General features: G+C 69.3%; 24 protein-coding genes. 17 read left to right on the plus strand and 7 right to left on the minus strand.

The genetic code is table 11. The annotated features are described in order from the left end of the window. Nucleotides 1–216 precede the first annotated feature (216 nt). From QQA12_RS07485 to QQA12_RS07525, 9 genes are all read left to right on the plus strand, one after another. On the plus strand, nucleotides 217–516 hold the full coding sequence (locus tag QQA12_RS07485) for a YciI family protein (protein ID WP_054665152.1): 300 nt from the start codon (nucleotides 217–219) through the stop codon (nucleotides 514–516). Continuing rightward, nucleotides 513–785 carry a BolA family protein gene (locus QQA12_RS07490; protein WP_056932666.1) on the plus strand — a complete coding sequence of 91 codons (273 nt, stop codon included), beginning with the start codon at nucleotides 513–515 and terminating at the stop codon, nucleotides 783–785. Before QQA12_RS07485 ends, QQA12_RS07490 begins: the two co-directional genes overlap by 4 nt. 161 nt (nucleotides 786–946) lie before the next feature. Beyond that, a complete protein-coding gene (locus tag QQA12_RS07495) occupies nucleotides 947–1966 on the plus strand; it encodes a LacI family DNA-binding transcriptional regulator (RefSeq protein WP_226050354.1) in 1020 nt (339 codons plus the stop codon). An 85-nt stretch (nucleotides 1967–2051) separates the two neighbouring features. Continuing rightward, the gene (locus QQA12_RS07500) at nucleotides 2052–5015 is read left to right on the plus strand and encodes a TonB-dependent receptor (protein WP_226050355.1); all 2964 of its coding nucleotides are present in this window, start codon (nucleotides 2052–2054) and stop codon (nucleotides 5013–5015) included. 138 nt (nucleotides 5016–5153) lie between these two features. Beyond that, nucleotides 5154–6716, plus strand: a complete 1563-nt coding sequence (locus QQA12_RS07505; RefSeq protein ID WP_225546741.1) for a glucoamylase family protein — start codon at nucleotides 5154–5156, stop codon at nucleotides 6714–6716. Between the two features lie 21 nt (nucleotides 6717–6737). Further along, nucleotides 6738–8000, plus strand: coding sequence for a sugar ABC transporter substrate-binding protein (locus QQA12_RS07510; RefSeq protein WP_226050461.1), 1263 nt, complete (start codon nucleotides 6738–6740; stop codon nucleotides 7998–8000). Continuing rightward, entirely contained in the window at nucleotides 7997–8878 is an 882-nt protein-coding gene (locus QQA12_RS07515) for a sugar ABC transporter permease (RefSeq protein ID WP_054665162.1), read from the plus strand. Before QQA12_RS07510 ends, QQA12_RS07515 begins: the two co-directional genes overlap by 4 nt. Then, nucleotides 8875–9711: a carbohydrate ABC transporter permease gene (locus QQA12_RS07520; protein WP_054665165.1), complete on the plus strand. Its 837-nt coding sequence runs from the start codon at nucleotides 8875–8877 to the stop codon at nucleotides 9709–9711. The genes QQA12_RS07515 and QQA12_RS07520 overlap by 4 nt, the downstream gene beginning before the upstream one ends. A 209-nt stretch (nucleotides 9712–9920) precedes the next feature. Further along, entirely contained in the window at nucleotides 9921–13067 is a 3147-nt protein-coding gene (locus tag QQA12_RS07525; RefSeq protein ID WP_226050462.1) for a discoidin domain-containing protein, read from the plus strand. Between the two features lie 32 nt (nucleotides 13068–13099). Here QQA12_RS07525 and QQA12_RS07530 read toward each other — a convergent pair whose 3' ends face one another. The 6 genes from QQA12_RS07530 to zwf form a co-directional block, all read right to left on the minus strand. Beyond that, complete coding sequence (locus tag QQA12_RS07530) at nucleotides 13100–13336, minus strand: DUF2789 family protein (protein ID WP_226050356.1); 237 nt, start codon at nucleotides 13334–13336, stop codon at nucleotides 13100–13102. A gap of 105 nt (nucleotides 13337–13441) precedes the next feature. Further along, complete coding sequence (gene eda, locus QQA12_RS07535) at nucleotides 13442–14101, minus strand: bifunctional 4-hydroxy-2-oxoglutarate aldolase/2-dehydro-3-deoxy-phosphogluconate aldolase (RefSeq protein ID WP_226050357.1); 660 nt, start codon at nucleotides 14099–14101, stop codon at nucleotides 13442–13444. Nucleotides 14102–14144: 43 nt separating this feature from the next. Then, complete coding sequence (gene edd, locus QQA12_RS07540; protein ID WP_226050358.1) at nucleotides 14145–16061, minus strand: phosphogluconate dehydratase; 1917 nt, start codon at nucleotides 16059–16061, stop codon at nucleotides 14145–14147. A gap of 134 nt (nucleotides 16062–16195) precedes the next feature. Beyond that, entirely contained in the window at nucleotides 16196–16912 is a 717-nt protein-coding gene (gene pgl, locus QQA12_RS07545; protein WP_182212450.1) for a 6-phosphogluconolactonase, read from the minus strand. Beyond that, nucleotides 16909–17916, minus strand: coding sequence for a glucokinase (gene glk / locus QQA12_RS07550; RefSeq protein WP_226050359.1), 1008 nt, complete (start codon nucleotides 17914–17916; stop codon nucleotides 16909–16911). The genes pgl and glk overlap by 4 nt, the downstream gene beginning before the upstream one ends. After that, complete coding sequence (zwf, locus tag QQA12_RS07555; RefSeq protein ID WP_054665178.1) at nucleotides 17913–19352, minus strand: glucose-6-phosphate dehydrogenase; 1440 nt, start codon at nucleotides 19350–19352, stop codon at nucleotides 17913–17915. The genes glk and zwf overlap by 4 nt, the downstream gene beginning before the upstream one ends. Before the next feature lie 348 nt (nucleotides 19353–19700). Here zwf and ugpC point away from each other — a divergent pair, with 348 nt between their 5' ends. Further along, a complete protein-coding gene (ugpC, locus tag QQA12_RS07560) occupies nucleotides 19701–20801 on the plus strand; it encodes a sn-glycerol-3-phosphate ABC transporter ATP-binding protein UgpC (protein ID WP_226050360.1) in 1101 nt (366 codons plus the stop codon). On the opposite strand, the gene QQA12_RS07565 is transcribed toward ugpC, so the two are convergent. Then, nucleotides 20802–21662: a folate-binding protein gene (locus QQA12_RS07565; protein ID WP_226050361.1), complete on the minus strand. Its 861-nt coding sequence runs from the start codon at nucleotides 21660–21662 to the stop codon at nucleotides 20802–20804. Between the two features lie 39 nt (nucleotides 21663–21701). Between QQA12_RS07565 and QQA12_RS07570 the strand changes: the two genes are divergently transcribed. The 7 genes from QQA12_RS07570 to QQA12_RS07600 all read left to right on the plus strand — a co-directional run bounded on the left by QQA12_RS07570 (nucleotide 21702) and on the right by QQA12_RS07600 (nucleotide 26045). Continuing rightward, on the plus strand, nucleotides 21702–21875 hold the full coding sequence (locus QQA12_RS07570) for a DUF1674 domain-containing protein (RefSeq protein ID WP_082595062.1): 174 nt from the start codon (nucleotides 21702–21704) through the stop codon (nucleotides 21873–21875). A gap of 53 nt (nucleotides 21876–21928) precedes the next feature. After that, nucleotides 21929–22321 (plus strand): succinate dehydrogenase, cytochrome b556 subunit, encoded by a 393-nt coding sequence (gene sdhC / locus QQA12_RS07575; RefSeq protein WP_054665183.1) that lies wholly within the window; start codon nucleotides 21929–21931, stop codon nucleotides 22319–22321. After that, a complete protein-coding gene (gene sdhD, locus QQA12_RS07580; RefSeq protein WP_054665186.1) occupies nucleotides 22318–22701 on the plus strand; it encodes a succinate dehydrogenase, hydrophobic membrane anchor protein in 384 nt (127 codons plus the stop codon). Before sdhC ends, sdhD begins: the two co-directional genes overlap by 4 nt. A 3-nt stretch (nucleotides 22702–22704) precedes the next feature. After that, nucleotides 22705–24495: a succinate dehydrogenase flavoprotein subunit gene (gene sdhA, locus QQA12_RS07585; protein ID WP_104938675.1), complete on the plus strand. Its 1791-nt coding sequence runs from the start codon at nucleotides 22705–22707 to the stop codon at nucleotides 24493–24495. Nucleotides 24496–24513: 18 nt separating this feature from the next. Further along, nucleotides 24514–25299, plus strand: a complete 786-nt coding sequence (locus QQA12_RS07590; RefSeq protein ID WP_054665192.1) for a succinate dehydrogenase iron-sulfur subunit — start codon at nucleotides 24514–24516, stop codon at nucleotides 25297–25299. Nucleotides 25300–25411: 112 nt separating this feature from the next. Continuing rightward, entirely contained in the window at nucleotides 25412–25666 is a 255-nt protein-coding gene (locus tag QQA12_RS07595; RefSeq protein ID WP_054665195.1) for a succinate dehydrogenase assembly factor 2, read from the plus strand. Beyond that, a complete protein-coding gene (locus QQA12_RS07600) occupies nucleotides 25617–26045 on the plus strand; it encodes a hypothetical protein (RefSeq protein WP_226050362.1) in 429 nt (142 codons plus the stop codon). The genes QQA12_RS07595 and QQA12_RS07600 overlap by 50 nt, the downstream gene beginning before the upstream one ends. Nucleotides 26046–26072 lie beyond the last annotated feature (27 nt).

Below are 26072 nucleotides of genomic sequence, written 5' to 3' on the forward strand. Positions count from 1 at the left end.
TCATGCGGCAACGTCATCGCGAGGAGGTCGTCTACACAGTCCGGGACGGAATCGCGGATCGGTCGGACGGCGGTGGCCTTGCCTGCCGCCGCTCCGGGCCGTTACAGGCCGGCTGCGTGCAATGGCGTAAAGAGTAATCGCCCCGGCCGGGCGGTGTCCAGCGTCCAGGCGCTAGACTTGCCGGCCATCATTCAGCGGACAAGGGAGCGGCGAGCCGTGTGGTATGTGATCGAAGGCTACGACGGGCAGGATGTTCTGGCGGCGCGCCTGGCCGCGCGGGCGGCGCACCTGGCGCGGCTGCAGGCGCTGCAGGAGCAGGGGCGGCTGCTGCTGGCCGGCCCCTGTCCGGCGATCGACGCCGAGGACCCGGGCGCGGCCGGCTTCAGCGGCAGCGTGGTGATCGCCAGCTTCGACGACCTGGACGCGGCCCGCGCCTGGGCCGGTGCGGACCCCTACGTGGCGGCCGGCGTCTACCAGCGGGTCGACGTGCGGCCGTTCCGCAAGGTGTTGCCGTGAGCCGGGTCGAGCAGATCCGGGCGGCGCTGGAGGCCGCGTTCGCCCCGACCCGGCTGGAGGTGGAGGACGACAGCCATCGCCATGCCGGCCACGCCGGCGCGCGCGACGGCCGGGGGCATTTCAATGTGCGCATCGTCAGCACGGCGTTCGCCGGGAAGCCGCCGCTGGCGCGCCATCGTGCGGTGTACGCCGCCCTGGGCGGGATGATGCAGACCGATATCCACGCGCTGTCGATCGAGGCGCGGACACCGGCCGAAGCCGACGCCTGAACCGGGGTGGGGGCGGACGGGGCCATGCGCCCTGTCCGGGACGGATCGCGGGCGCGCCGGGGCGGCCCTGTCGGGTGAGGGATCGCCTGTAACAAATTGTTTACAAATCGGCATGGAAACGCTTACAGTCGCCGCGACCCCGGTCTGCGGAGGGTATGGCGGTGGCGAAACCGGCAATCACCATCAAGGATGTTGCCCGTGAGGCGAAGGTCTCCGTCGCCACCGTGTCGCGTGCCCTCAACGGCCACGAGAACGTCGCCGAACCGGTACGCCAGCAGGTGCTGGAAGTGGCCCGCCGGCTCCGCTACGCCCCGCACGCGGCTGCGCGCAGCCTGAGCAGCCGCAGCACGCAGACCATCGGCCTGGTGTTGCCCGACCTGCATGGCGAGTTCTTTTCCGAACTGATGCGCGGTATCGACGGCGTCGCGCGCATGCACCGCTGGCACCTGCTGGTCTCCAGTTACCACGGCGACCGGGAGCAGCAGGGCGTTGCCCTGCAGGCCATGCGTGGCCGCGTCGACGGCCTGCTGGTCATGTCGCCCTATACGGCCGACGCCGGCTTCCTGATGGACAACCTGCCGCCGGCACTGCCTACCGTGCTGATCAACACGCCGGTGGTGGATGGCCAGTACCCGGCGTTCGGCATCGACGACCATGCCGGCGCCCTAGCCATGACCCGCTACCTGCTGGAGTCCGGCCATCGCCGCATCGCCTTCATCGCCGGCCCCGACGGCAACCATGACGCCGGCGAGCGCCAGCGTGGCTTCGAGGACGCCATGGCCGCATCCGCCGCCGCCGAGGGCAGGGTCCTGGCAGGCGGCTTCGACGAGGCATCCGGGTACGCGGCCGGGCAGGCACTGCTGCGCGAACCGCGCCTGCCCGATGCGGTGTTCGCGGCCAACGACATGATGGCGCTGGGCTGCCTGTACGCCTTCAGCCAGGCGGGCGTCCGCGTGCCGCAGCAGGTTGCGCTGGCGGGATTCGACGACATCCCGCTGGCACGTTTCGTTCACCCCTCCTTGACCACGATGCAGGTCAGCATCGCCGATCTCGGCGGGCGGGCGACATCGCACCTGCTGCACCTGATCGACCGTGACGATGCATCGGAAGGGGGCGCTGGAACGACACTCGTCCCCCGCTTGATCGTGCGCGACTCGACGTCCCGACGAGAGGTTTCCTGATCCACCGCCGATGCGCCGGAGTCCCCGGCGGCAAGGCGCCCGAACAAACCGAATGGCAGCCGCGCTGCCGCACCCGGAGAGCAACATGAACCATCCCGCTACCCGCAAGACACATCCCGCCCGCAGGCTGCTCAGCTGTGCGCTGGCAAGTTGCCTCCTGCTTGGCGCCGCGCCGGCGTTCGCGCAGAGCACCGGCGCCACCATCCGTGGCCAGGTGATGGCCGATTCGGCCCCGGCCGGTCAGGCGCAGGTGACCGCGACCAACCTCGCCACCGGCCTGACCCGCAGCGTGCAGAGCAGCGCCAATGGCAGCTACTCGCTGGCCGGCCTGCCGCCGGGCACCTACCGGGTGGACGTCGCCGCCGGTGGCAAGACCAGCAGCCAGAACATCACCGTGCAGGTCGGGCAGACCGCGACCGTCAACCTCGGCGTCGGCGGCATGGCCGAAACCTCCGGCGGCAGCGCCACCACGCTGGACGCGGTACAGGTGACGGCGCAGGCGCCGATCGAGACCCGGACCTCGGAGATCGCCACCTACATCACACCGCAGCAGATCCAGGCATTGCCGCAGGCCACGCGCAACTTCCTGGCCTTCGCCGACACCGTGCCGGGCATGAGCTTCGAGCAGAACCCGGCCAACGGCGCCACCAAACTGCGCGGCGGCGTGCAGAGCGCCAACAACGTCAACGTCTACATCGACGGCGTCGGCCAGAAGAACTACGTCACCCAGGGCGGGTTGACCGGCCAGGACTCCAGCCGCGGCAACCCGTTCCCGCAGCTGGCGATCGGCGAGTACAAGGTCATCACCTCCAACTACAAGGCCGAGTACGACCAGATCAGCTCTGCGGCGGTGACCGCGGCGACCCGGTCGGGCACCAACGATTTCTCCGGCTCGTTCTTCTGGGACTACACCAACCAGAACTGGCGCGAATCGCGCGAGGGCGAGAAGAACGGCGCCGGCAAGACCCGTTCGGGCGAAAAGCAGTATGGCGCGGCGTTCGGTGGCCCGATCGTCAAGGACAAGGCGCACTTCTTCGTCACCTACGAGGCCAAGGAATACAACGCCCCGCAGGACCTGACCCCGGGCGAGGGACGCACCGCCGCGGACCTGCCGCAGGCCTGGCGCGACCAGCTGGGCGCGGCCAGCACGCCGTTCAAGGAAGATCTGTACTTCGGCAAACTGGACTGGTCGATCAACGACGAGAACGTGGTCGACCTGAGCTACAAGCGCCGCGAGGAAAGCGACATCAGCAATGTCGGCGGCCAGAGCGCGCGCAGCTACGGCACCGACGTCGGCGTCAACGAGGACCGCTACGATCTGCACTGGCAGTTCTCCAACAGCAACTGGCTCAACGACGCCCACCTCACCTACGAGAAGGCGTTCTGGAGCATGGAGCCGGCCAACTACGGCAACGGCATGGTGCTCACCGACGGCTCGTCCAACGACGGCAGGCAGATCTTCCGCATCGGCGCGGGCAACGGCGGCCTGCAGAACAAGGGGCAGAAGGGCTGGTCGATGCAGAACGACACCACGTTCTTCGGCTGGGAAGGCCATACCGTCAAGTTCGGCATCAAGTACAAGCAGGTGGACCTTGAGACCACCGAGCAGCAGCCGTACAACCCGCAGTTCTACTACGACATCAACCAGGGCGGCATGGTGCCGTACTTCGTGCGTTTCGGCAGCCCGGCCATCGGCACCAGCGGCGGTACCGTCACCTCGAAGAACAAGCAGTTCGGCCTCTACATCCAGGATGACTGGGACGTCACCGATCGCCTGATCCTGAACCTCGGCCTGCGCTGGGACTACGAGAAAACCCCCTCCTACCTGGACTACGCGACCAGCGCCGACGTGCTGGCCTCGCTCAATACCCAGGATCCGCAGGCAGGCGCCGCGGTGGGCCAGACCTATGCGCAGACGCTGGCGCTGGGCGGCATCGACATCAACCGTTTCATCAGCACCGGCAACAACCGCAAGGCGTTCAAGAGCGCCATCCAGCCGCGCATCGGGTTCTCGTATGACCTCAGCGGCGACGAGCGCCACGTGCTGTTCGGCGGCATCGGCCGCTCCTACGACCGCAACCTGTTCGATTACCTGCAGCTGGAGCTGACCAAGGCCACATTCCCGACCCGCGAGTTCATGATCAACTCGCCGGGCCACGCCTGCGACCCGGCCGCATCCAACTGCCTGGCCTGGAACCCGCAGCTGCTCGACCGCGAATACCTGATGTCGCTGGCCAATTCGTCCCAGGCCGGCCGCGAGGTATGGATGTTCGACAACGACCTGAAGACACCGTACTCGGACCAGGTCAGCCTTGGCATCCGCAACACGTTCGAGCTCGCGGGCCACGACTGGAACACGTCGGCGACCCTGCAGCACATCCGTTACAAGGATGGCCTGTTGATCATGCGCGGCAACCGCCGTGGCGACGGCAGCTACTACAACGCCTCCGGCAGTCCCTGGAGCGGTGGCGGGCTGCCGGGGCTGGGCGGGCTGATCCTGGCGACCAACGGTTTCCAGTCCAGGAGCAACGCACTGCTGCTCAGTGCCGACAAGCCATACACGGCCGAGAGCCCGTGGAATCTCAATGTCGCCTACACCTTCACCGATGCCAGGCAGAACATCCACGAGAAGGATCCGGTCTACGGCTGGTACTTCCCCGGCGGAGGCTGGTATGACGGCGCGTGGACGCCGCGCCACCGCGTGGTGGTCAGTGGCTTTACCGATCTGCCGTGGGGCATGAGCGTTGCCGGCAAGCTGACCCTGGCCAGCAAGACCAAGCGCTGGGACGTCGACGGCACCAGCGGCTATGAGCGTCCACGCAGCTGGGAGCCGGACGGCACCTATGGCTTCAAGCAGTTCGACATGTCGCTGACCAAGACCTGGGACACCGGCACCGACCTGAAGCTCAAGGTCCGTGCCGACGTGATCAATGTGTTCAACTGGACCAACTGGGGCGGGTACGGCATCAACTGGAACACCGGCGTGATCAACAGCTGGGACCAGTACGCCACCCGCACCTTCAAGCTGTCCTTCGGCCTGGACTGGTAAGGCCACGCGCCCGGCCGCCGGCAATGGCGGCCGGGCCGCCGCCGCGCCAGCCTCCATCCCACGGTTCCACCAACGGAAAGCGTCTTGAGCATCCCGCGTACCACCAAGCTGTTGCTGTGCACCGCCGCCGGGCTCGCACTGGGCCTCCTGGGCGGGTGCGGCAAGGCGCCCGAGCCGACCCCGAAAGTGGTGCCCCAGGTGATCCTGATCGAGCCGGACCTGCCGCCGCGGCCGATGAAACCCGAACTCCCGCCGCTGTTCGACGACATCGAGCGGCGCACGTTCCAGTTCTTCTGGGACACCACCAACGAGCGCAACGGGCTCACGCCGGACCGTTATCCGTCGCGTCCGTTCGCCAGCATCGCCTCGGTCGGTTTCGCCTTGACCGCCTATCCGATCGGCATCGAGAACGGCTGGGTCAGCCGCACCCAGGCGGTGGACCGAACCCTGACCACGCTGCGCTTCCTGCGCGACGTGCCGACCGGCCCGCAGCGCACCGGCAAGGCCGGCTACAAGGGCTTCTACTACCACTTCCTGGACATGCACGACGGCCGCCGCTACGACAGCTGGGTGGAGCTGTCCAGCGTGGATACCGCACTGTTGCTGATGGGCGTGCTGTTCGCGCAGTCCTACTACGATGGCGACGACGCGCGCGAGAAGGAGATCCGCAGGATCGCCGACACGCTCTACCGGCGCGTGGACTGGCAGTGGCTGCAGCGCAACAAACCGCTGGTGTCGATGGGCTGGTTCCCCGAGAGTGGTTTCATCCAGCACGACTGGATGGGCTACAACGAAGCGATGATGCTCTACGTGCTGGCGCTGGGCTCGCCGACGCATCCTGTCGAGCCCGATGCGTGGACGGTGTGGACGCGTACCTACGACAACGACTGGGGCGTGTTCCAGGGACAGGAATACCTGTCGTTCGGGCCGTTGTTCGGCCACCAGTACAGCCACGTCTGGATCGACTTCCGCGACATCCAGGATGCCTACATGCGCGAGCGCGGCATCGACTACTTCCTCAACAGCCGCCGCGCCACGCTGGCCCAGCGCGAGTACGCCATCGCCAACCCGATGCAGTGGAAGGAGTATGGCGAGAACGTCTGGGGGCTGACCGCCGGCGACGGCCCGCAGAACACCACCCAGGAATACAAGGGCGAGCAGCGCCAGTTCCGCCATTACTCGGCGCGCGGCGCCGGCCTGCGCGAGAATTTCGACGACGGCACCATCGTGCCGTCGGCGGCGATCTCCTCGCTGCCGTTCGCGCCGGAAGTGGTGATTCCCGCCACCCAGGAAATGCACCGGCGCTATGGCGATTACCTGTACTCCAGCTACGGCTTCCTGGACTCGTTCAACCCCAGTTTCGACTACGACATCCCGCTCAAGACCGGGCGCCTGATCCCCGACCGCGGCTGGGTGGCCAGCGACTACATCGCCATCGACCAGGGGCCGATACTGGCCGGCATCGCCAACTACCGCGACGAGTTCGTCTGGAACGTGATGAAGAAGAACCCCTACATCCGCAAGGGCCTGGAGCGCGCCGGCTTCGCCGGTGGCTGGCTGCTGCCGGAAGGGGAGGAGTGGCAGCCGCTGCAGAAGGACGACAAGGCCGCGGCCGCGCGCGCGGTGGGCATCGCCGAATCGCGGGCCGCCGCCGCGCAGGAACAGAAGGCGGCGGACAAACCCGCCGCGCGGCCACAGTAGGGCGGACCGGTGACGCTGCGCCTGCCCGTCCTGTTGTGCCTGGTCCTGCTGGCCGCCTGCGCGCGGCCGCAGGAGGGCATCACCCTGCGCTTCTGGGCGATGGGGCGCGAAGCCGAGGTGGTCGGCGAACTGGTGCGCGAGTTCGAGGCGGAGAACCCCGGCATCCGTGTCGAGGTGCAGAACATCCCGTGGACGGCGGCGCACGAGAAGCTGCTGACGGCCTATGCCGCGGATGGCCTGCCGGACATCTGCCAGCTCGGCAATACCTGGATACCCGAGTTCGCCACCCTGGGCGCGCTGACCCCGCTGCAGCCGTACGTGGACGCGTCGCGCGAGGTCGTGCCCGCCGACTACTTCCCGGGAATCTGGGATACCAACGTGGTCCAGGGGCAGCTGGTCGGCATTCCCTGGTACGTCGATACCCGGCTGCTGTTCTACCGCAAGGACCTGCTGCGCAAGGCCGGTTACGACCACCCGCCGCGCGACTGGGCCGAGTGGGAGCGGATGAACCAGGCGCTGAAGCAGGTGCTCGGACCTGGCCGCTACCCGGTGCTGATGCCGCTCAACGAGTTCGAGCCGCAGCTGTCACTGGCGCTGCAGCAGGACGATGCGCTGCTGCGCGACCACGACACCCGCGGCAATTTCGCCAGCCCCGGGTTCCGCCGCGCGCTGGGCTTCTACGCCAACATGTTCGAGCAGGGCTGGGCGCCGAAGATGTCCGAGACCCAGATATCCAATGTCTGGGACGAGTTCTTCCGCGGCTTCACCGTGTTCTACCTGTCCGGGCCGTGGAACATCCGCGAGTTCCGGCAGCGCCAGCCGGCGTCGCTGGAGGGTGAGTGGGGCACCGCGCCGCTGCCGGGCCCGCACGGCCCGGGGGGCGGCATCGCCGGCGGCACCAGCCTGGTGGTCTTCCAGTCGTCGCCGCACAAGCAGGCGGCATGGAAGCTGGTCGAGTTCCTGTCGCGGCCTGCGGTACAGCAGCGTTTCCACGCCATCATCGGCGACCTGCCGCCGCGCCGCAGCGTGTGGAAGCGCGCGGCGCTGGGCGAGGACCCGCTGGCCGCCGCGTTCGGCGAGCAGCTGGAGCGGGTCCGGCCCACGCCGAAGGTACTGGAGTGGGAGCGCATCGCCCAGGAGATGCGCATCGTCAGCGAACAGGTGGTACGCGGCGGCCTGGACCAGGATGCCGCGGTCAGGCGGCTGGACGCGCGCGTGGACGACATCCTCGCCAAGCGGCGCTGGATCGTCGAACAGCAGGCAGCGCAGGAGGCCGCACGATGAAGCGGGGCATGCTCGCCGGCTGGGTGTTCGCCGCGCCTGCACTGATCGTGATCGGGGTGTTCTTCGGGCTGCCGGTGCTGTCCGCATTGGCGTTGAGCCTGACCGATTTCGACCTGTACGCGCTGGCCGATCCGCACAACCTGCGCTTCGTCGGCCTGCACAACTACCTGGACCTGCTGCGCACGCCGATGTTCTGGAAGTCGCTGGGCAACACCGCGTATTTCGTGGTGCTCGGCGTGCCGCTGTCCATCGCCCTGTCGCTGGGCGCGGCGATGCTGCTCAATGCGCCGGTGGCGCGTTTCAAGCCCTTGTTCCGAACCGCGCTGTTCGCCCCGGTGGTGACCACGCTGGTGGCGGTCGCGGTGATCTGGCGCTACCTGTTCCATACCCGCTACGGGCTGGTGAACTGGACGCTGGGGCATGCCGGCATCGACCCGGTGGACTGGCTCGGCGACCCGCACTGGGCGATGCCGACCATCATCCTGTTCGCGGTGTGGAAGAACTTCGGCTACAACATGGTGATCTTCCTGGCCGGGCTGCAGGCCATCCCGCGCGACCTGTACGAGGCCGCGCGGATCGACGGCGCCTCGCGCTGGAAGCAGTTCCTGCACATCACCCTGCCGATGCTCGGGCCGGTGCTGCTGGTGGTCGGGGTGATCACCGTGTCCGGCTACTTCCAGCTGTTCGCCGAGCCCTACGTGATGACCCGCGGCGACCCCCTGCAGAGTACGGTCAGCGTGCTGTATTACATGTTCGAGGAAGGCTTCAAGTGGTGGAACCTGGGGCGCGCCTCGGCGGTGGCGTTCCTGCTGTTCCTGATCATCCTGGGTGTGACCACGCTGATGCTGCGCTTCGGCCGGCGCAGGGAGCTGGTATGAGCCGCGAGATCGGTCAATCGCGCGCCTGGGGCGGCTGGATCAATGGCGCCCTGCTGGTCCTGGCGCTGGTGAGCCTGGCGCCGCTGGCATGGATGCTGTCGGTGTCGTTCATGCCCAGCGGACAGGCCTCGCAGTTCCCGCCACCACTGCTGCCGGCGCAGCCCACCCTGGACAACTACCGCGAACTGTTCGCGCGCACCGGCATGGCCGGCAATTTCCTAAACAGCCTGGGCATGTCGGTAGGCATCACCCTGGGCTCGCTGCTGTTCAACACCCTGGCCGGCTACGCCTTCGCCAAGCTGCGCTTCGCCGGCCGCGAGCGCGTGTTCCAGGCGCTGCTGGCGGCATTGGTGATCCCGGCGCAGGTGGCGATGCTGCCGCTGTTCCTGCTGATGAAGCAGCTGGGGCTGGTCAACACCTGGGGCGGGGTGGTGGTGCCGGCGCTGGCGAGCGTGTTCGGCATCTTCCTGGTGCGGCAGTATGCGCGCTCGATCCCCGACGAGCTGCTGGAGGCCGCACGCATCGATGGCGCCAGCGAGGCGCGGATCTTCTTCCAGATCGTGCTGCCCATGCTCAAGCCGGTGCTGGTGACGCTGGCGATCTTCACGTTCATGGGCGCATGGAACGATTTCATGTGGCCGCTGATCGTGCTGACCGACCAGGAGCACTACACCCTGCCGGTGGCACTGGCCTCGCTTTCGCGCGAGCACATCATGGACGTGGAAATGATGATGGCCGGCGCGGTGATCACCGTGGTGCCGGTGCTGGCGCTGTTCCTGCTGCTGCAGCGTTATTACATCCAGGGGCTGCTGCTGGGCAGCGTGAAGGGGTGAGCCGGCGCGCCTGCCTGGGCCTGCCCCGCGCGTCCGCGGGGGTGTGGGCAAGGAGGGCCGGGCGCTCCGGAGCCGCCGGCGTCGCGCCCGTGAGGGCGACGCAGAACTGCCGGACCACCGCCTGCAGCCGCCCTGAGTTCTGCGAAAATCCCACCATGGCCGTTGCCCCCGCACCGAGATCCACCGCGATGAGAATCTTCCTTGCCGCCATGCTGCTTTCCACCGCGACGCTGGCCGGCAACGGCCTGGCCGCCGAGACGGGAAGCCGGGTGCTGGCGAAGTTCGACGACATCGGCGCCTGGCAGCTGATCACCTCGCCGCAGGTCAGCGGCTCGCTGCGGCCGGTGACCGGCAACGGCGGCCGCGCGTTGTGCCTGGACTACGACTTCCACGAGGTGTCCGGCTATGCCGGCATCCGCCGCCGGCTGGATGTCACCTGGCCGGACAACTACCAGGTGAGTTTCGGCCTGCGCGGCGATTCGCCGGCCAACGACCTGCAGTTCAAGCTGATCGACGCCAGCGGCGACAACGTGTGGTGGGTCAACCGCAGCGGTTACAGCTTCCCGAAGGACTGGACCCGGGTGAGCTACCGCAAGCGCCACATCGAAAAGGCCTGGGGGCCGGGCCAGGACCGGGTCCTGCGGCGCAGCGCCGCGGTGGAGTTCACCATCTACAGCAAGGTGGGGGGCAAGGGCACGGTGTGCTTCGACCAGCTCACCCTGCAGCCGCTGCCGAAGGAGGACACCTCGGCGCTCACCACCACGGTGATCGCCGATACCGCGACCGCGCTGCAGCAGCGCATCGCCGACGGCAAGCCGGATACGGTGTGGATCAGCGGCGGGGTCAAGCAGCAGACCGTCAGCCTGGACCTGGGCAAGGTGCGCGAGTTCGGCGGCGCGGTGATCCAGTGGGTGCCGGGGCTGGAAGCCTCGCGCTACGTCGTGCAGGCCTCGGTCGACGGCCGCGACTGGCACCGGCTGCGCGAGGTGACCGCCGGTGGTGGCGGCCGCGATTGGCTGGCCCTGCCCGAGACCGAAGCGCGCTACCTGCGGTTCGATCTGGTCGACGGGCCCAACTGGCGCTATGGCATCCGCGACATCAGCCTGAAACCGCTGGAGTTCGCCGCCACGCCCAATGATTTCGTGCGCTCGGTCGCGCGCGACCTGCCGCGCGGGTCGCTGCCGCGGGGCTTCTCCGGCGAGCAGCCGTACTGGACCCTGCTGGGCCTGGACGGCGGCCGCGAGCAGGCGCTGATGGGCGAGGACGGCACCCTGGAGGCGGCGCGCGCCGGCTTCAGCATCGAGCCGTTCGTGGTGCTCGACGGCAAGGTGCTGGGCTGGGCCGACGTGAGCGCCAGCCAGCGCCTGCAGGACGGTTACCTGCCGATTCCCTCGGTCGAATGGAAGCACGACCGATTCGGCCTGCAGGTCACCGGTTTCGTGCAGGGCCGCCCCGAGCAGGCGCAGCTGGTGGCCCGTTACCGCCTGCACAACCCTGACAAGGTGGCGCACGAATACCGGCTGGCGCTGGCGGTGCGGCCGTTCCAGGTCAACCCGCCCAGCCAGTTCCTCAATACCGTCGGCGGCGTGAGCCGGATCGAGCGGCTGGCGATCCAGGGTGCCCGGGTGGCGGTCAACGGCCAGCCGCGGGTGTTCGCCGCGACGCCGCCCGATGCCGGTTTCGCCAGTGCGTTCGACAGCAAGTTCGACGTCACCCACCTGGCCGACAAGACCCTGCCGGGCACGCGCGAGGTCAGCGACCCGGGCGGGCTGGCGTCCGGCGCGATGCTCTACACCTGGAAACTGGAGCCGGGGCAGAGCCGCGAGGTCGCGCTGGTGCTGCCGCAGACCGGCAACTGGTCGATGCCCGGCCGTTTCGACGCGGACAAGGCACAGCAGCAGGTCGCGGCGATGTGGCGGCAGAAGCTGGACCAGGTGCGGCTGCAGTTGCCCGAGGCCGGCCAGCCGCTGGCCGATACGCTGCGCACCGCGCTGGCGCACATGCTGATCTCGCGGGTGGGGCCGAGCCTGCAGCCGGGCACGCGCTCGTATGCGCGCAGCTGGATCCGCGACGGCGCGATGATCTCCGAAGGGCTGTTGCGGCTGGGCCGCGAGGACGCGGTGCGGCAGTACCTGGAATGGTATGCGCCCTACCAGTTCGACAGCGGCATGGTGCCGTGCTGCGTGGACGCGCGCGGCAGCGACCCGGTGCCGGAAAACGACAGCCATGGCGAGCTGATCCATGCCATCGCCAGCTATTGGCGCCACACCGGCGACCTGGAATTCCTGCAGCGCATGTGGCCGCACGTACTGGCCGCGTGGGGCTACATGGAAGACCTGCGGCTGAGCGAGCGCAGCGAGGACAACCGTGCGCGCAACCCGGGCTTCTACGGGATGATGCCCGCGTCGATCAGCCACGAGGGCTATTCGGCAAAGCCGGTGCATTCGTACTGGGACGATTTCTGGGCGCTGCGTGGCTACAAGGACGCGGCCGACATGGCCGTGGCGCTGGGCCTGGCCACCGAGGCCGAAGCGATGGCCGCTTCGCGCGACCAGTTCCGCCAGGACCTGGACGCCTCGCTGCGCGCGAGCATGGCCGCGCACCGCATCGACTACCTGCCGGGCTCGGTCGAGCTGGGCGATTTCGACGCGACCTCGACCACCATCGCGCTGGCGCCGGGTGGCGAGCAGGGGCGGCTGCCGCAACCGGCGCTGGACACCACCTTCGAGCGCTACTGGCAGCAGTTCGTCGAGCGCCGCGACGGCAAGCGCCAGTGGAAGGACTACACCCCGTACGAGTGGCGCAACGTCGGTGCCTTCGTGCGCCTGGGCTGGCGCGAGCGCGCCTGGGAGGCCAGCGAGTTCTTCTTCCGCGACCGCGCGCCGCCGGCCTGGAACCAGTGGGCCGAGGTGGTGTCCTCCACGCCGCGCACGCCGTTCTTCGTCGGCGACCTGCCGCACGCGTGGGTGGCTTCGGATTTCGTGCGCTCGGCGCTGGACATGTTCGCCTACGAGCGCGAGATCGACGACGCCGTCGTGCTTGCCGCCGGGGTGCCGGCGGCATGGCTGGCGGGCAAGGGCATCGCCATCGAGGGGCTGCGCACCGCGCACGGCCCGCTGCGTTACTCGCTGGTGCGCGACGAACGGGAGTTGACCCTGAAGGTCGCCGACGGCCTGCGCCTGCCCAGCGGCGGGCTGGTGCTGCCATGGCCCTATGCGGGCGAGCCTGGGCAGGCCCGCATCAACGGCGAACCGGCGGCGTGGTCGGGCACCGAACTGCGGATCACCACGCTGCCGGCGAAGGTCGAGATCGAGATCCCCGCCGACCTGCGCCGCAGCGAGCGCGGCCGGCGCTGAGGCGGCCGGCGGCCGGCGATGCCGCCGTCGGCTCAGCCGGTAATGCGGGCGCGGCCGGTGTGCGCGTGCAAGGGCGTGCTCGATCGCGCGACGAGGCGGGCCCCGGCGCCGCCGTCGTCGATCTTCCCGCATACGAACTGGTGCTGCCCTTTGTTCCAGGGCGGCGTCTGCTCGATACCGGTTTCCAGCGGCAGCCGGTGGCCGCGGGCGAGGCGCACGATGGTGGGGTCATCGGCGGCCAGGCCGCGCGGGAGGAACAGGTTGCGCATGCGCGTGCGGGGCCTGGTCCTGCGCGGCGCGGCGCGGGCAAACACGCATGCTGCGTCCGGGCGTCCGGGCGTTCGCGGTGTGCGCGCAAAGCCCCGGCCTGGGGCTCAGCCGGCGCGGACCGCGCGCACGATGGCGGCGGCCGCGGCGGCCGACTGCCTGACCTGGTCCCACTGGCCACTGCGGATCCAGGCATCCTGCACCATCCACGAGCCGCCGATGCAGAGCACGTTCTTCTGCTTCAGGTAATCGGCGGCGGTGTCCTCGGTGATGCCGCCGGTGGGGCACAGTTTCAGTTCGGGGATCGGCCCGGCCACGCCCTTGATCATCGCCAGCCCGCCCACGGCGGTGGCCGGGAACAGCTTGCAGACGCGGAAACCGCGTGCCAGCAGCGCCAGCAGTTCGGTGGGCGAGGCGGCGCCGGGCACCACCGGCAGCGGCGCCTTTGCCAGCGCCTCGGCCATGTGCGCCGGGGTGCCCGGGGTCACCAGGAAGTCGGCGCCGACGTCGATGGCCTGGCGCATCTGCTCGACGGTCAGCACCGTGCCGGCGCCCACCACCACGTCGGGCAGCTCGCGCTTGAGCATGGACAAGGCGTCCATCGCCACCGGCGTGCGCAGGGTCAGCTCGATGGCCGGCAGGCCGCCTTCGAGCAACGCGGCGCTGACCGCGCGCGCCTGGTCGAGGGTGTGGACGGTGACGACGGGCAGGATGCCGGCGGCGGTGAGCAGGTGTTCTGCGCGGTCCTGGTGCTGGGCGATGGTCATGGCGGGGTTCCGGTGGGGCGGGGCGTGGTGCGGGCCGTGAATGTCAGGCGTCCTTGGCTTCGTGCGGGGCCGCGGCAGCGGCGGCGTCGTGGCCGAGTTCGTACTCGGCGTCGTACGCCCATACGCTGCCATCGGCCCGCGCCGGGCCGCAGGAGATCGAAATGGCGCCCTGGTCGGCAGGGCCGACGACGCGGCGGTTCATCGCGAACAGGTTGCGGCCCAGGTCGTGGCCCGCCGGCGCGGTATTGGCGGCGACGGCGCGGGTGGCCCACTCGGTGGCGTCCACCAGCACTTCCAGGGTGCCGGCCTCGCCGTCCAGGCGGATGATGTCGCCCTCGCGGATACGGGCGATCGGGCCGCCACGGGCGGCTTCGGGGGTGACATGGATGGCGGCCGGGATCTTGCCCGATGCGCCGGACAGGCGCCCGTCGGTGACCAGTGCCACGCGCCGACCCTGGTTCTGTAGCAGCCCCAGCAGCGGTGCCAGCGAATGCAGTTCCGGCATGCCGTTTGCCCGCGGCCCCTGGTAGCGGACCACGGCCACGAAATCCTGCGGCAGGGCGCCGGCGGCATGCAGCTTGTTCAGCGCCTGCGGCGCGTCCACGACCACGGCCGGCGCTTCGATCGTGCGGTACTGCGGCTTCACCGCCGACAGCTTGATCAGCGAGCTGCCGATATTGCCCTTGAGCAGGCGCAGCCCGCCCTGGGCTTCGAACGGCTCCGTGGCCGGACGCACGACCTCGGTATCGGCGCTGTGCGCGACGGCCGGCGCGTAGACGACCTTGCCGTCGATCAGCCGCGGCTCCTGCGCATAGGCGCGCATGCCGCCCTCGGCGATGGTCGCCAGGTCGTCATGCATCAGGCCGGCGTCCATCAGTTCGCGGAACACGAAGCCCGGCCCGCCGGCGGCGGCGAAACGGTTCACGTCGGCGTCGCCGTTGGGGTAGACGCGGGCGAGCAGCGGCACGATCTGCGAGAGCTGGTCCATGTCGTCCCAGGTCAGCACGATGCCGGCCGCACGCGCCACCGCGATCCAGTGGATGGTGTGGTTGGTGGAGCCGCCGGTGGCCATCAGCGCGACGACGGCGTTGACGATGGCGCGCTCGTCGATCAGCCGCCCCAGCGGGCGGAAGTCGCTGCCGAGCGCGCAGATCTCCAGCGCGCGCGCGGTGGCGGCGCGGGTCAGCGCATCGCGCAGCGGCAGTTCCGGGTTGACGAAGGACGCCCCCGGCAACTGCACGCCCATCGCCTCGAGCAGCACCTGGTTGGAGTTGGCGGTGCCGTAGAAGGTGCACGTGCCCGGCGCGTGGTAGGAGTCGGCCTCGGCCTGCAGCAGTTCCTCGCGGGTCGCTTCGCCGGCGGCGTAGCGCTCGCGCACCTCGGCCTTCTTCTTGTTGGGTATGCCCGGGGTCATCGGCCCGGCCGGCACGAACACCGCCGGCAGGTGGCCGAAGGCCAGCGCGCCGATCAGCAGGCCCGGCACGATCTTGTCGCATACGCCCAGGTGGATGGTGGCGTCGAACATGTCGTGGCTCAGGCCGATGGCGGTGGCCTGGGCGATGATGTCGCGCGAGAACAGCGACAGCTCCATGCCGCCGCGGCCCTGGGTGACGCCGTCGCACATCGCCGGCACGCCGCCGGCGACCTGCGCGGTGGCGCCGAGTTCGCGCGCGGCATCGCGGATCAGCTGCGGGTAGTGCTCGAACGGCTGGTGCGCCGAGAGCATGTCGTTGTAGGCGGTGATGATCCCCAGGTTGGGCGTCACGTCACCGCGCAGCCGGCCCTTGTCGGTCGGGCCGCAGGCGGCGAAGGCATGGGCGAGGTTGCCGCAGCTCAGGCGCGAGCGGAACGGACCGGAGCGCAGCGCGGCATCGATGCCCGCCAGGTAGGCCGCGCGCGACGGGGCGCTGCGCAGGCGGATGCGTTCGGTGATGGCGTGGATTTTCGGATGCAGGCTCATGGACGTTTACCGGCGGGGAAGGGGGAGCGGGGCGCTGCGGAACGGTGGGCGGGCGCGGGGCGGCGGCGGGGGATCGACGACGACCCGCTGCCGCGGGTCGAGGCGCCGCGGCGCGCGGCTGGCGTTCGCCGTGATCAGGCGCACCAATGCACGCGCAGCTTGGTGCCGGGGGCGTCGATGGCGGCCAGCACCGGGTAGCGGTGCACGTCGCCCGAGGCGAGCGCGGCCTCCAGGACCTCGAGCTTCTGCCGGCCGCGCAGCAGCAGCAGGCGGTTGCCGATGGACGCCAGCCCGCGTGGGGTCAGGGTGATGCGCAGGTGCCAGTCGCGGGCGACCGGGCAGCCGCTGGCATCCAGCGCCGCATACGGCTTGCTGCCGTGCAGGGCGCGTTCGAGATCGCGCGAGCCGGGGAACAGCGAGGCGGTGTGGCCATCGTTGCCCATGCCCAGCACGACCAGGCAGGCCGGCTGCGAGTATTCCGCCTGCAGGTTGGCGTCGTGGACGCATTCGGCCAGCGATTTGCCCACGCGCACCAGGGGGTCGAAATGCGCGCCCTCGGCGAGGTTGAGGAAGCTGTGGCGCACCAGCCAGGCATTGCTGTCGCGGTCCTGCGGCGACAGCCAGCGCTCGTCGGCCAGGCCGACTTCCACGCGCGCCCATTCCAGCGGCTGCTCGGCCAGCAGTTCGTAGACCGGGGCCGGCGTGGTGCCGCCGGACAGCAGCATGCGCGCGCGGCCGCGCTGGGCGATTTCATGGCCCAGGATCGTCGCCATCTCTGCGGCGACGTTCTCGGTCCAGGCTTCCTCGTCGGAGTGGCGGACGAGGGTGAGGCGTTCGGCGAGGGCGCTCATGCGGTTGCTCCGGACGGGGCCTGCTCCAAGTCCAGCGCGTATGCGGCCGCACCCAGCAGGCCCGGGGAGGGATGGACGATGGCCAGCGACGGCACCTGCGACAGGGTCGCGCTGAAGCGGCCCTTGTTCTCGAAATGGCTGCGGAACCCGGAATGGCGCAACGGCCCGAGCAGCCGCGGCACCAGCCCGCCGGTCAGGAACACGCCGTCCCAGGCGCCTTGGACCAGTACGGCATCGCCGGCGACGGCGCCGAAGATGTCCATGAACACCTCGATCGCGCGCATGGCGACCGGGTCGCCGGCGGCGGCGCGTTCGCTGACCTGCGCGGGCTGCAGCTGCCCCGGGTCCTGGCCTGCGATCTCGCTCAGCGCCCGGTGCAGGTTGACCAGGCCGGGGCCGCAGATCAGCCGCTCGTTGGAAACGCGGCCGAACTGCTGGCCAAGGATCTGCAGGATGCGGATCTGTTCCGGGGTGGTCGGCGCGAAACTGGCATGGCCGCCCTCGGTCGCCAACGGGTAATAGCGGCCGTCGCGGACCACCAGCCCGCCCACGCCCAACCCGGTGCCCGGGCCGATCACGCAGTAGTTGCGCGGCAGCGTAGGCGCGGCCGGCTGCCAGGCGGCACCGCCAGTCTGCACCACGTCGGCCGGCTGCAGCAGCGCGACCGACATCGCCTGGGCGACGAAGTCGTTGATCAGGTGCAACTGCGACAGGCCCAGCTGCGCGGCGGTACGCGAGCGCGAGATCACCCATGGGTGGTTGGTGATGCGCGCCTCGTCGCCATCCACGCGCCCGGCCACCGCGAACACCGCGCCGCGGGCACGGGCGCCGCGCTCGCGCAGGTAGCAGGCGGCGGCATCGGCCAGCGAGGCGAACTGCGCCACCGGGTACTCGCCGATGCTGCCGGGGTCCAGCGGCGTGGCGCTGCTGGTATCGGCCAGCGCGAAGCGCGCGTTGGTACCGCCGATATCGGCGACCAGCACGTGTCCGGCGGGGCCGTTCACAGTGCGTCGTCCGAACGCTCGTCGGCGACGATCGCCGCGGGCAGGAACAGGTGCGCCTGGTCCGGGCCCCAGCTGCCGGCCGGATACGGCTGCATCGGCAGGTCGGCGGCCTTCCAGGCGTCGGTGACGCTGTCGATCCAGGCCCAGGCCGCGCGTACTTCGTCGTCGCGCACGAACAGCGCATGGTTGCCGTTGAAGGCATCCAGGAACAGGCGCTCGTAGGCGATGCGGCGGTGCAGGCCGGTGGGCACCGACAGTTCCAGTTCCAGCGGCTGCAGTTCCAGCGCACCCCATTCCGGGCCCGCCAGCGAGCTCATCAGCCCCAGCTGGATGTTCTCCTGCGGCTGCAGCTGGAACGTCAGCCGGTTGGGCTGGGCGTGGCGCCGGTCGGGGCGTTCGAACAACCAGTGCGTGACCGGCTTGAGGTTGACCTCGATGCGGGTGGTGCGCTCGGGCAGGCGCTTGCCGGTGACCAGGTGGAACGGCACGCCGGCCCAGCGCCAGTTGTCGATGTGCGCGGTGACGCCGACGAAGGTCTCGGCCTCGCTGCCTTCCGGCGGCTGGTACGCCTGCGCCGGCTGGCCATTGATGGTGCCGGCGGTGTAGCGGCCGCGCACGCTGTCCTTGGCGGCGTGGCGGGCGTCGAGCGGGCGCAGTGCGCGCAGCACCTTGACCTTCTCGTCGCGGATGCGGTCGGCTTCGAGCGAGGCCGGCGGTTCCATGGCCACCAGGCACAGCAGCTGCAGGATGTGGCTCTGCACCATGTCGCGCATCGCGCCGGAGCGCGAGTAGTACGAGTCGCGGCCGTCGACGCCGTCACTCTCGGCCACCATGATGTGCACGGACTCGATGTAATTGCGGTTCCACACCGCTTCCAGCAGGGTGTTGCCGAAGCGCAGCGCCATCAGGTTCTGCACCGCCGCCTTGCCCAGGTAGTGGTCGATGCGGAACACCCGGTCCTCGTCGATCAGCGCGCCGATCGACTGCAGGATCTGCGCGGCGCTGTCGCTGTCCGAGCCGATCGGCTTCTCCAGCATCAGCCGGTGCGGTGCGGACAGCGCGCCGCCCAGGGCCAGGCCCTCGCAGGTGGAGATGTACAGGCCCGGCGGGATCGACAGGTAGCTGACGCAATGGCGGCCGTTGAACTCGCGCACCGCGTCGGCGATCGAGCCGGGGTCGCGCAGGTCCACCGAACGGTAGTCGATGCGTCGCAGCAGGTTGTTGATGTCGTCCTGGCTGGCCTGGGGCAGCGCCTGTTCCAGGCGTGGCCGCAGGATGTCGCGGAACTTGTCGGTGTCGTGCGGCGACAGCGCCATCGCGCGCACCCGGAAATCCTCCGGGAGCAGGCCGTCGCCGAGCAGGCGCAGCAGGGAAGGGAACAGGTAGCGCTGGGCCAGGTCGCCTGTGGCACCGAACAGGAGGAGGGTGTCGTGCATGGCTCGAGTTTCGTGTTCTGGTGACATCGTTGTCAATTGCCCTTCGCTATGTTCTGGTTGCTGTTCCGGTGGGGGTCCCGCGGCTCCGGGCCGCGCCTGCGCCGTACCCGGGAGCGGGCAGCGGGCGGGCCTGGAGGGGGGGCGGTCCGGGCGTGTCTGCATGCGCCGGTGCGGGCTTCCACGGGCGCTGCCGCGAACCATGGATGGTGCCATGGGACAACGCTTGCGTGGCAGAATGTTTCCACTGTATTCGTATTCGGAAGCGGTCGTCCCGACCGCATTGGCGGCGTGCGTCGCCATCCACTTCGCCGGCCGCCGTGGGCATGGCCGGATCCAATGAGGCAGGCGATGGCGGACGTGCGGTTCGACGGGGTGCGCAAGGTCTACGACAACGGCCGGGTAGCCGTGCACGGGGCCAGCTTCGACATCGCCGACGGCGAGCTGATGGTGCTGGTGGGGCCATCGGGCTGCGGCAAGTCCACACTGCTGCGGATGGTGGCGGGGCTGGAGGAAATAAGCGACGGCACGCTGTCCATCGGCGGGCGCGTGGTCAACGACGTGGCGCCGAAGGACCGGGACATCGCCATGGTGTTCCAGAACTATGCGCTGTACCCGCACATGACCGTCGCCGAAAACCTGGCCTTCGGGCTGAAGCTGCGCGGTCACGACAAGGCCGAGATCGCGCGGCGGGTGCAGGGCGCCGCCGACATGCTGGGCCTGGGCGGAATGCTCGACACGTTGCCGCGGGCGATGTCCGGCGGGCAGCGCCAGCGCGTGGCGCTGGGGCGGGCGCTGGTGCGCGAGCCGGCGGTGTTCCTGCTGGACGAGCCGCTGTCCAATCTGGATGCCAAGCTGCGGCACTCGGTGCGTACCGAGATCGCGCACCTGCACCGCAAGCTGGGCACGACGATGATCTACGTCACCCATGACCAGGTCGAGGCGATGACCCTGGGGCAGCGCATCGTGGTGCTCAACGACGGCATGGTGCAGCAGATCGACACGCCGATGGCGCTGTACCAGCGGCCGGCCAACCTGTTCGTCGCGGGCTTCCTCGGCAGCCCGGCGATGAACACGCTGAAGGGACGGCTGCAGGCGCTGGCAGGCGGATACTTCGCGCTGGACATGGACCAGGAAGGACGGGTTCCGCTCGGCCGTGCGCCGCTGCCGGCCGCCTGGTCGGGGCGCGAGGTGGTGGTCGGCGTGCGTCCCGAGCACCTGCAGCCGGGCGCCGGCGAGGCCGCGTTCGGGGTGCTGATCGACAGTATCGAGCCGGTCGGCAACGAGATGTTCGTGAACCTGCGCCATGCCGGCCGGGCGCTGGTGATGCGGGTGCCGCCGCAGGTGCTGCCGGCGGCGGGCGAGGGCATCGACGTGGCCGTCGTTCCCGCGGCGCTGCACTTCTTCGATGCGGCCAGCGGCCTGCGCCTGGATGCGGCGCAGGCAGCCTGATCAGCGCGCCAGGCCGTCGAGCAGGTCGAGGCGTTCGACCGTTCCGCCCGCCACTTCCAGCGCGCCTGCGGGCAGGTCCAGCGGCAGCACCGCCAGTGCCAGCGTGCCGGCGCTGCTGGCAACGGTGCCGACGCTGGCGCCCGCCTGCGTCACCGTGTCACCGGGACGGCTGGCGACGTCGCCATGAAGCAGTACCAGCGAACGCTTGGCCTTGCCCAGGAAATGGGTGCGCGCCACGATTTCCTGGCCGGGGTAACAGCCCTTCTTCACGCTGTAGGCGGCAAGCCGGTCCAGCCCCAGCTGCTGCGGCGTCCACTGCTCCTGCTGCGAGGCGTCCAGCCGTGGCAGCCCGAAGCGCAGGTCCCACTGGCGCCAGGCCAGCTCGGCGGTGGCGTCGTGCGGGGCGCTGCCGGCCGTGGTCAGGTGGAGGGTGCGCGGGCAGGCTGCGGTGCCCACGTCCAGCTCGATGACGCCCCCTTCGAGGTGGGCCAGCGCGGCGCCCTGGGCGCGCAACGGCGGCTGGAGCGCTGCTTCGATGGCCAGGGCGTCGGCGCGGGCGATGTTGACCTTGCGCCTGAATACGAAGCGCCGCAGCTGGTCGGCCATCGCCTCGATGCCGCCGTCGTGGCAGACCAGCAGCAGTTGCCCGGCATCCAGCCGCAGCAGCTGGAACACCGCCAGCACGCGGCCCTTGGCGGTCAGCCAGGCGTTCCATTGCCAGTGGCCGTCGGCCAGCGACGGCACGTCGTTGGCGAACTGGGCCTGGGCGAAGGCGACCGCATCCGGGCCGGAAAGGGCCAGTACCTGGGGCTGGCGCAGTGCGCGCAAACCGCTGAAGAAGGGGGCGAGGTTGTCAGACACGTGAACGGGGACTAAAATTTGTGCGTTGCGAGACCGACCATGATAGGCCAAACAACCCCCACTCCCGAGGACGGAACCCCAGCCCCGCCGGAACCGGAGAAGCAGCCGCTTCCCGATGCCGGAGCGGTACCGCAGGAAATCGGCGGACGCGGCGGACTTGATCCGGTGCGTTACGGCGATTGGGAGAAAAACGGTCGCTGCATCGATTTCTGAGCAGCGTCAGCCAACGCGGCAACCGCCGCCCAGCCGAGATAACGAGTCAGCGAATGGCGAACAGACCCCGCCCCCTTTCTCCGCACCTGCAGGTGTATCGCTGGCAGATCCAGATGGCCACCTCGATCCTGCATCGAGCCACCGGCATCGTTCTGTCCGTCGGAGCCCTGATCATTGCCGGCGGCCTGCTCGCCCTGATGATGGGCCCCGAGTCCTGGAACTGCTTCACCACCCATGCCAGCGCCTGGTACGGGAAGGTGATCCTGTTCGGCTGGACCTGGTGCTTCGCCTATCACCTGTGCAATGGCATCCGCCACATCGTCCAGGACTTCGCCATCGGCTACAGCAAGCCGACCTTCATCCGCAGCAGCTGGCTGTCGGTGATCGGCTCGCTGGTCATCACCGCGCTGGTCTGGGCCTACGTCTGCTTCGGAGGCGCCGCATGAACAATTTCCGCACCCCGCTGAAGAATGCGCGTGGCCTCGGCAGCGCCAAGTCCGGCACCGTGCACTTCATCCACCAGCGCCTGACCGCCACCGCGCTGGTGGCGCTGACCCTGTGGTTCCTGTGCTTCGTGCTGAGCCTGATCGGCGCCGACTACGTCACCGCCGTCACCGCCGTGGCCAAGCCGTGGAACGCGATCGCCCTGGTCGGCTTCCTGGTGGCCATGTTCTGGCACGCGCAGCTCGGCCTGCAGGTCGTGCTCGAAGACTACATCCACAATTCGCTGCTGGCCCTGGCCCTGCAGACCTCGGTCAAGTTCGTCGCCGTGCTCGGCGCGATCGTCAGCATCTTCGCGGTCGCCCGCGTCGCGCTTGGGAACTGATACATGTCCGCTTACAACATCACTGAACACAAGGTCGACATGGTGGTCGTCGGCGCCGGCGGCGCCGGCCTGCGCGCGACCTTCGGCCTGGCCCAGAAGGGCCTGCAGACCGTGTGCATCACCAAGGTCTTCCCGACCCGCTCGCACACCGTTGCGGCGCAGGGCGGCATTTCCGCCGCGCTGGGCAACATGGGCGAGGACGACTGGCGCTACCACTTCTACGACACCATCAAGGGTTCGGACTGGCTGGGCGACCAGGACGCCATCGAATACATGGTGCGCGAGGCGATCCCGGCGATCATCGAGCTGGAACACTACGGCGTTCCGTTCAGCCGCACCGAGGACGGCAAGATCTACCAGCGTCCGTTCGGCGGCATGACCACCAAGTACGGCGAAGGCCCGTCCGCGCAGCGCACCTGCGCCGCCGCCGACCGTACCGGCCACGCCATGCTGCACACCCTGTACCAGCAGTCGCTGGCGCACAACGCGCGCTTCATGATCGAGTACTTCGCGCTCGACCTGATCTTCGACGAAGAGGGCGTGTGCCGCGGCGTGCTGGCGCTGGACATGGCCGAGGGCACCCTGCACCTGTTCCGCGCCCATGGCGTGGTGCTGGCCACCGGCGGCTACGGCCGTGCCTATTTCAGCGCCACCTCGGCGCACACCTGTACCGGTGACGGCGGCGGCCTCGTGGCCCGTGCCGGGCTGCCGCTGCAGGACATGGAATTCGTGCAGTTCCACCCGACCGGCATCTACGGCGCCGGCTGCCTGATCACCGAAGGCGTGCGCGGCGAAGGCGGTATCCTGCGCAACAGCAGCGGCGAGCGCTTCATGGAGCGCTACGCACCGCATTACAAAGACCTGGCCTCGCGCGACGTGGTCAGCCGTTCGATGACCATCGAGATCCGCGAAGGCCGCGGCGTCGGCGAGCACAAGGACCACATCCTGCTCGACCTGACCCACCTGGGCCCGGGCGTGATCGACGAGAAGCTGCCGGGCATCGCCGAGAGCGCGCGCATCTTCGCCGGCGTCGACGTGCACAAGCAGCCGATCCCGGTGATCCCGACCGTGCACTACAACATGGGCGGCATCCCGACCAACTACCACGGCGAAGTGGTGCGCAAGGTCGGCGACAACCCCGATGCGGTGGTGCCGGGCCTGTACGCCATCGGCGAGGCGGCCTGCGTGTCGGTGCATGGCGCCAACCGCCTGGGCTCCAACTCGCTGCTCGACCTGGTGGTGTTCGGCCGCGCTGTGGCCAACCGCTGCGCCGAGACCATCAAGCCGGGCGCGCCGCACAAGACCCTGGGTTCGGACGCCTGCGACAAGGCGCTGGGCCTGCTGGACAAGCTGCGCCATGCCAATGGCGACACCCCGACCGCCGTCATCCGCGACCGCATGCAGCGCACGATGCAGGCCGACGCCGCGGTGTTCCGCACCAGCAAGACGCTGGCCGAGGGCTGCGCCAAGATGGCCGAAGTGTTCGATTCGTTCCAGGACGTCAAGGTCTCCGACCGCTCGCTGGTCTGGAACTCGGACCTGATCGAGACCTACGAGCTCAACAACCTGCTGCTCAACGCCGTGGCCACCATCAACTCGGCCGAGCAGCGCAAGGAAAGCCGCGGCGCGCATGCGCACGAGGACTATCCGGAGCGCGACGACGCCAACTGGATGAAGCACACGCTGGTCACCGTCGACGAGAAGGGCAAGTGCAGCTTCGACTACCGTCCGGTGCACATGTACACGCTCACCGACGACGTTGCCGTCGTGCCGCCGAAGCCGCGCGTCTACTGATCCGGGGAACCTACGAACATGGCTGAATTTGCACTCCCGAAGAACTCCCGGGTCACCCAGGGCAAGCACTTCCCCGCCAAGAGCGGCGGCAAGAACGTGCGCACCTTCAAGATCTACCGCTGGAGTCCGGACGACGACCAGAACCCGCGTACCGACACCTACGAGGTCGACCTCGACGCGTGCGGCCCGATGGTCCTGGACGCGCTGATCAAGATCAAGAACGAGATCGACCCGACCCTGACCTTCCGCCGGTCCTGCCGCGAGGGCATCTGCGGTTCGTGCGCGATGAACATCGACGGCACCAACACGCTGGCCTGCACCCGCGCCATCTCCGACTGCACCAAGGCCGAGGTGCCGATCTACCCGCTGCCGCACATGGACGTGGTCAAGGACCTGGTGCCGGACCTGACCCACTTCTACGCGCAGTACGCGTCGATCAAGCCGTGGATCCGCACCCAGACCCCGGCGCCGTCGGACCGCGAGCGCCTGCAGTCGCCGGAAGACCGCAAGAAGCTCGACGGCCTGTACGAGTGCATCCTGTGCGCCTGCTGCTCGACCAGCTGCCCGAGCTACTGGTGGAACGGCGAACGCTACCTGGGCCCGGCGATCCTGCTGCAGGCCTACCGCTGGATCATCGACTCGCGCGACGAGGACACCGGTGCGCGCCTGGACGATCTGGAGGATCCGTTCAAGCTGTACCGCTGCCACACCATCATGAACTGCGCCCGGACCTGCCCGAAGGGGTTGAACCCGGCACTGGCGATCGCCGAGATCAAGAAGTTGATGATGGCGCGCCGCGCCTGATGCGCCGGCCCGCGCGATGCCCCGCGCATCGCGGCCATGGCGGCACCGGTCCCTCGGGCCGGTGCCGTCTTCGTTTACGCCACGGCTCGTCCGTGGCATCGGCAGGTGAGCGATGAGCCCTGAAGACGACATCGAACTGAAGAAGCTGCGCTGGCGCTGCCGGCGCGGCATGCGCGAACTTGACCAGCTGTTCGGGCGCTATCTCGACCAGCGATGGGGGCAGGCACCGACAGCCGAACGCGCTGTTTTCCTGCAGCTGCTGGAAACCGAAGACGACAAGCTGTGGCGCTGGTCCATGGGCTACGAGGCTTGTCCCGATGCGCAGCAGGCGACCCTGCTGGAGTACATCCGCACCCTTCCGCTGTGAGTGGCGGCCCTCGCGCTGGCAGGCCGGCGCGATGTGCCTGCTGGGCCTGCTGGCCGCCGTCGCGCTGGTGAACTGCGGGTTGCCGCGCACCGTCGCATGGCCTGCGGCGGTGCTGGCCGCGGGCCGGGGGCTGGCCCAGGCACGACGCGGACTGCGCCAGCCGGCACGACGGCTGCGGGTGCCGCCGCCACCGGCCGCGGCCGATGTGGACGGCAGTACGATCCAGGCGCTGGAACTGCTGGAACGCGGCCCGCTGCTGGTGCTGCGCTGGCGCGGTGACGGGCGGCGCGGGCAGCTGCTGTTCTGGCCCGATACGCTGCCACGCGCGCGGCGACGTGAACTGCGACTGGCCGTGCGTGCCCACGCCGTTTCCCGTTAGCCGGCGGGGATGGCAACATGGCGCCAC

The sequence above is a fragment of the Stenotrophomonas sp. 17(2023) genome (genome assembly GCF_030345315.1).
Taxonomy (GTDB): Bacteria; Pseudomonadota; Gammaproteobacteria; order Xanthomonadales; family Xanthomonadaceae; genus Stenotrophomonas; species Stenotrophomonas acidaminiphila.

Coding starts and splice junctions, on each gene's coding strand:
- QQA12_RS07515 (WP_054665162.1), top strand. CDS start 7,997: ATGAAGCGGGGCATGCTCGCCGGCTGGGTGTTCGCCGCGCCTGCACTG.
- QQA12_RS07595 (WP_054665195.1), top strand. CDS start 25,412: ATGAGCCCTGAAGACGACATCGAACTGAAGAAGCTGCGCTGGCGCTGC.
- pgl (WP_182212450.1), bottom strand. CDS start 16,912: ATGAGCGCCCTCGCCGAACGCCTCACCCTCGTCCGCCACTCCGACGAG.
- sdhA (WP_104938675.1), top strand. CDS start 22,705: ATGTCCGCTTACAACATCACTGAACACAAGGTCGACATGGTGGTCGTC.
- QQA12_RS07570 (WP_082595062.1), top strand. CDS start 21,702: ATGATAGGCCAAACAACCCCCACTCCCGAGGACGGAACCCCAGCCCCG.
- QQA12_RS07590 (WP_054665192.1), top strand. CDS start 24,514: ATGGCTGAATTTGCACTCCCGAAGAACTCCCGGGTCACCCAGGGCAAG.
- QQA12_RS07530 (WP_226050356.1), bottom strand. CDS start 13,336: ATGCGCAACCTGTTCCTCCCGCGCGGCCTGGCCGCCGATGACCCCACC.
- eda (WP_226050357.1), bottom strand. CDS start 14,101: ATGACCATCGCCCAGCACCAGGACCGCGCAGAACACCTGCTCACCGCC.
- QQA12_RS07520 (WP_054665165.1), top strand. CDS start 8,875: ATGAGCCGCGAGATCGGTCAATCGCGCGCCTGGGGCGGCTGGATCAAT.
- sdhD (WP_054665186.1), top strand. CDS start 22,318: ATGAACAATTTCCGCACCCCGCTGAAGAATGCGCGTGGCCTCGGCAGC.
- QQA12_RS07500 (WP_226050355.1), top strand. CDS start 2,052: ATGAACCATCCCGCTACCCGCAAGACACATCCCGCCCGCAGGCTGCTC.
- edd (WP_226050358.1), bottom strand. CDS start 16,061: ATGAGCCTGCATCCGAAAATCCACGCCATCACCGAACGCATCCGCCTG.
- QQA12_RS07525 (WP_226050462.1), top strand. CDS start 9,921: ATGCTGCTTTCCACCGCGACGCTGGCCGGCAACGGCCTGGCCGCCGAG.
- QQA12_RS07600 (WP_226050362.1), top strand. CDS start 25,617: ATGCGCAGCAGGCGACCCTGCTGGAGTACATCCGCACCCTTCCGCTGT.
- zwf (WP_054665178.1), bottom strand. CDS start 19,352: ATGCACGACACCCTCCTCCTGTTCGGTGCCACAGGCGACCTGGCCCAG.
- sdhC (WP_054665183.1), top strand. CDS start 21,929: ATGGCGAACAGACCCCGCCCCCTTTCTCCGCACCTGCAGGTGTATCGC.
- ugpC (WP_226050360.1), top strand. CDS start 19,701: ATGGCGGACGTGCGGTTCGACGGGGTGCGCAAGGTCTACGACAACGGC.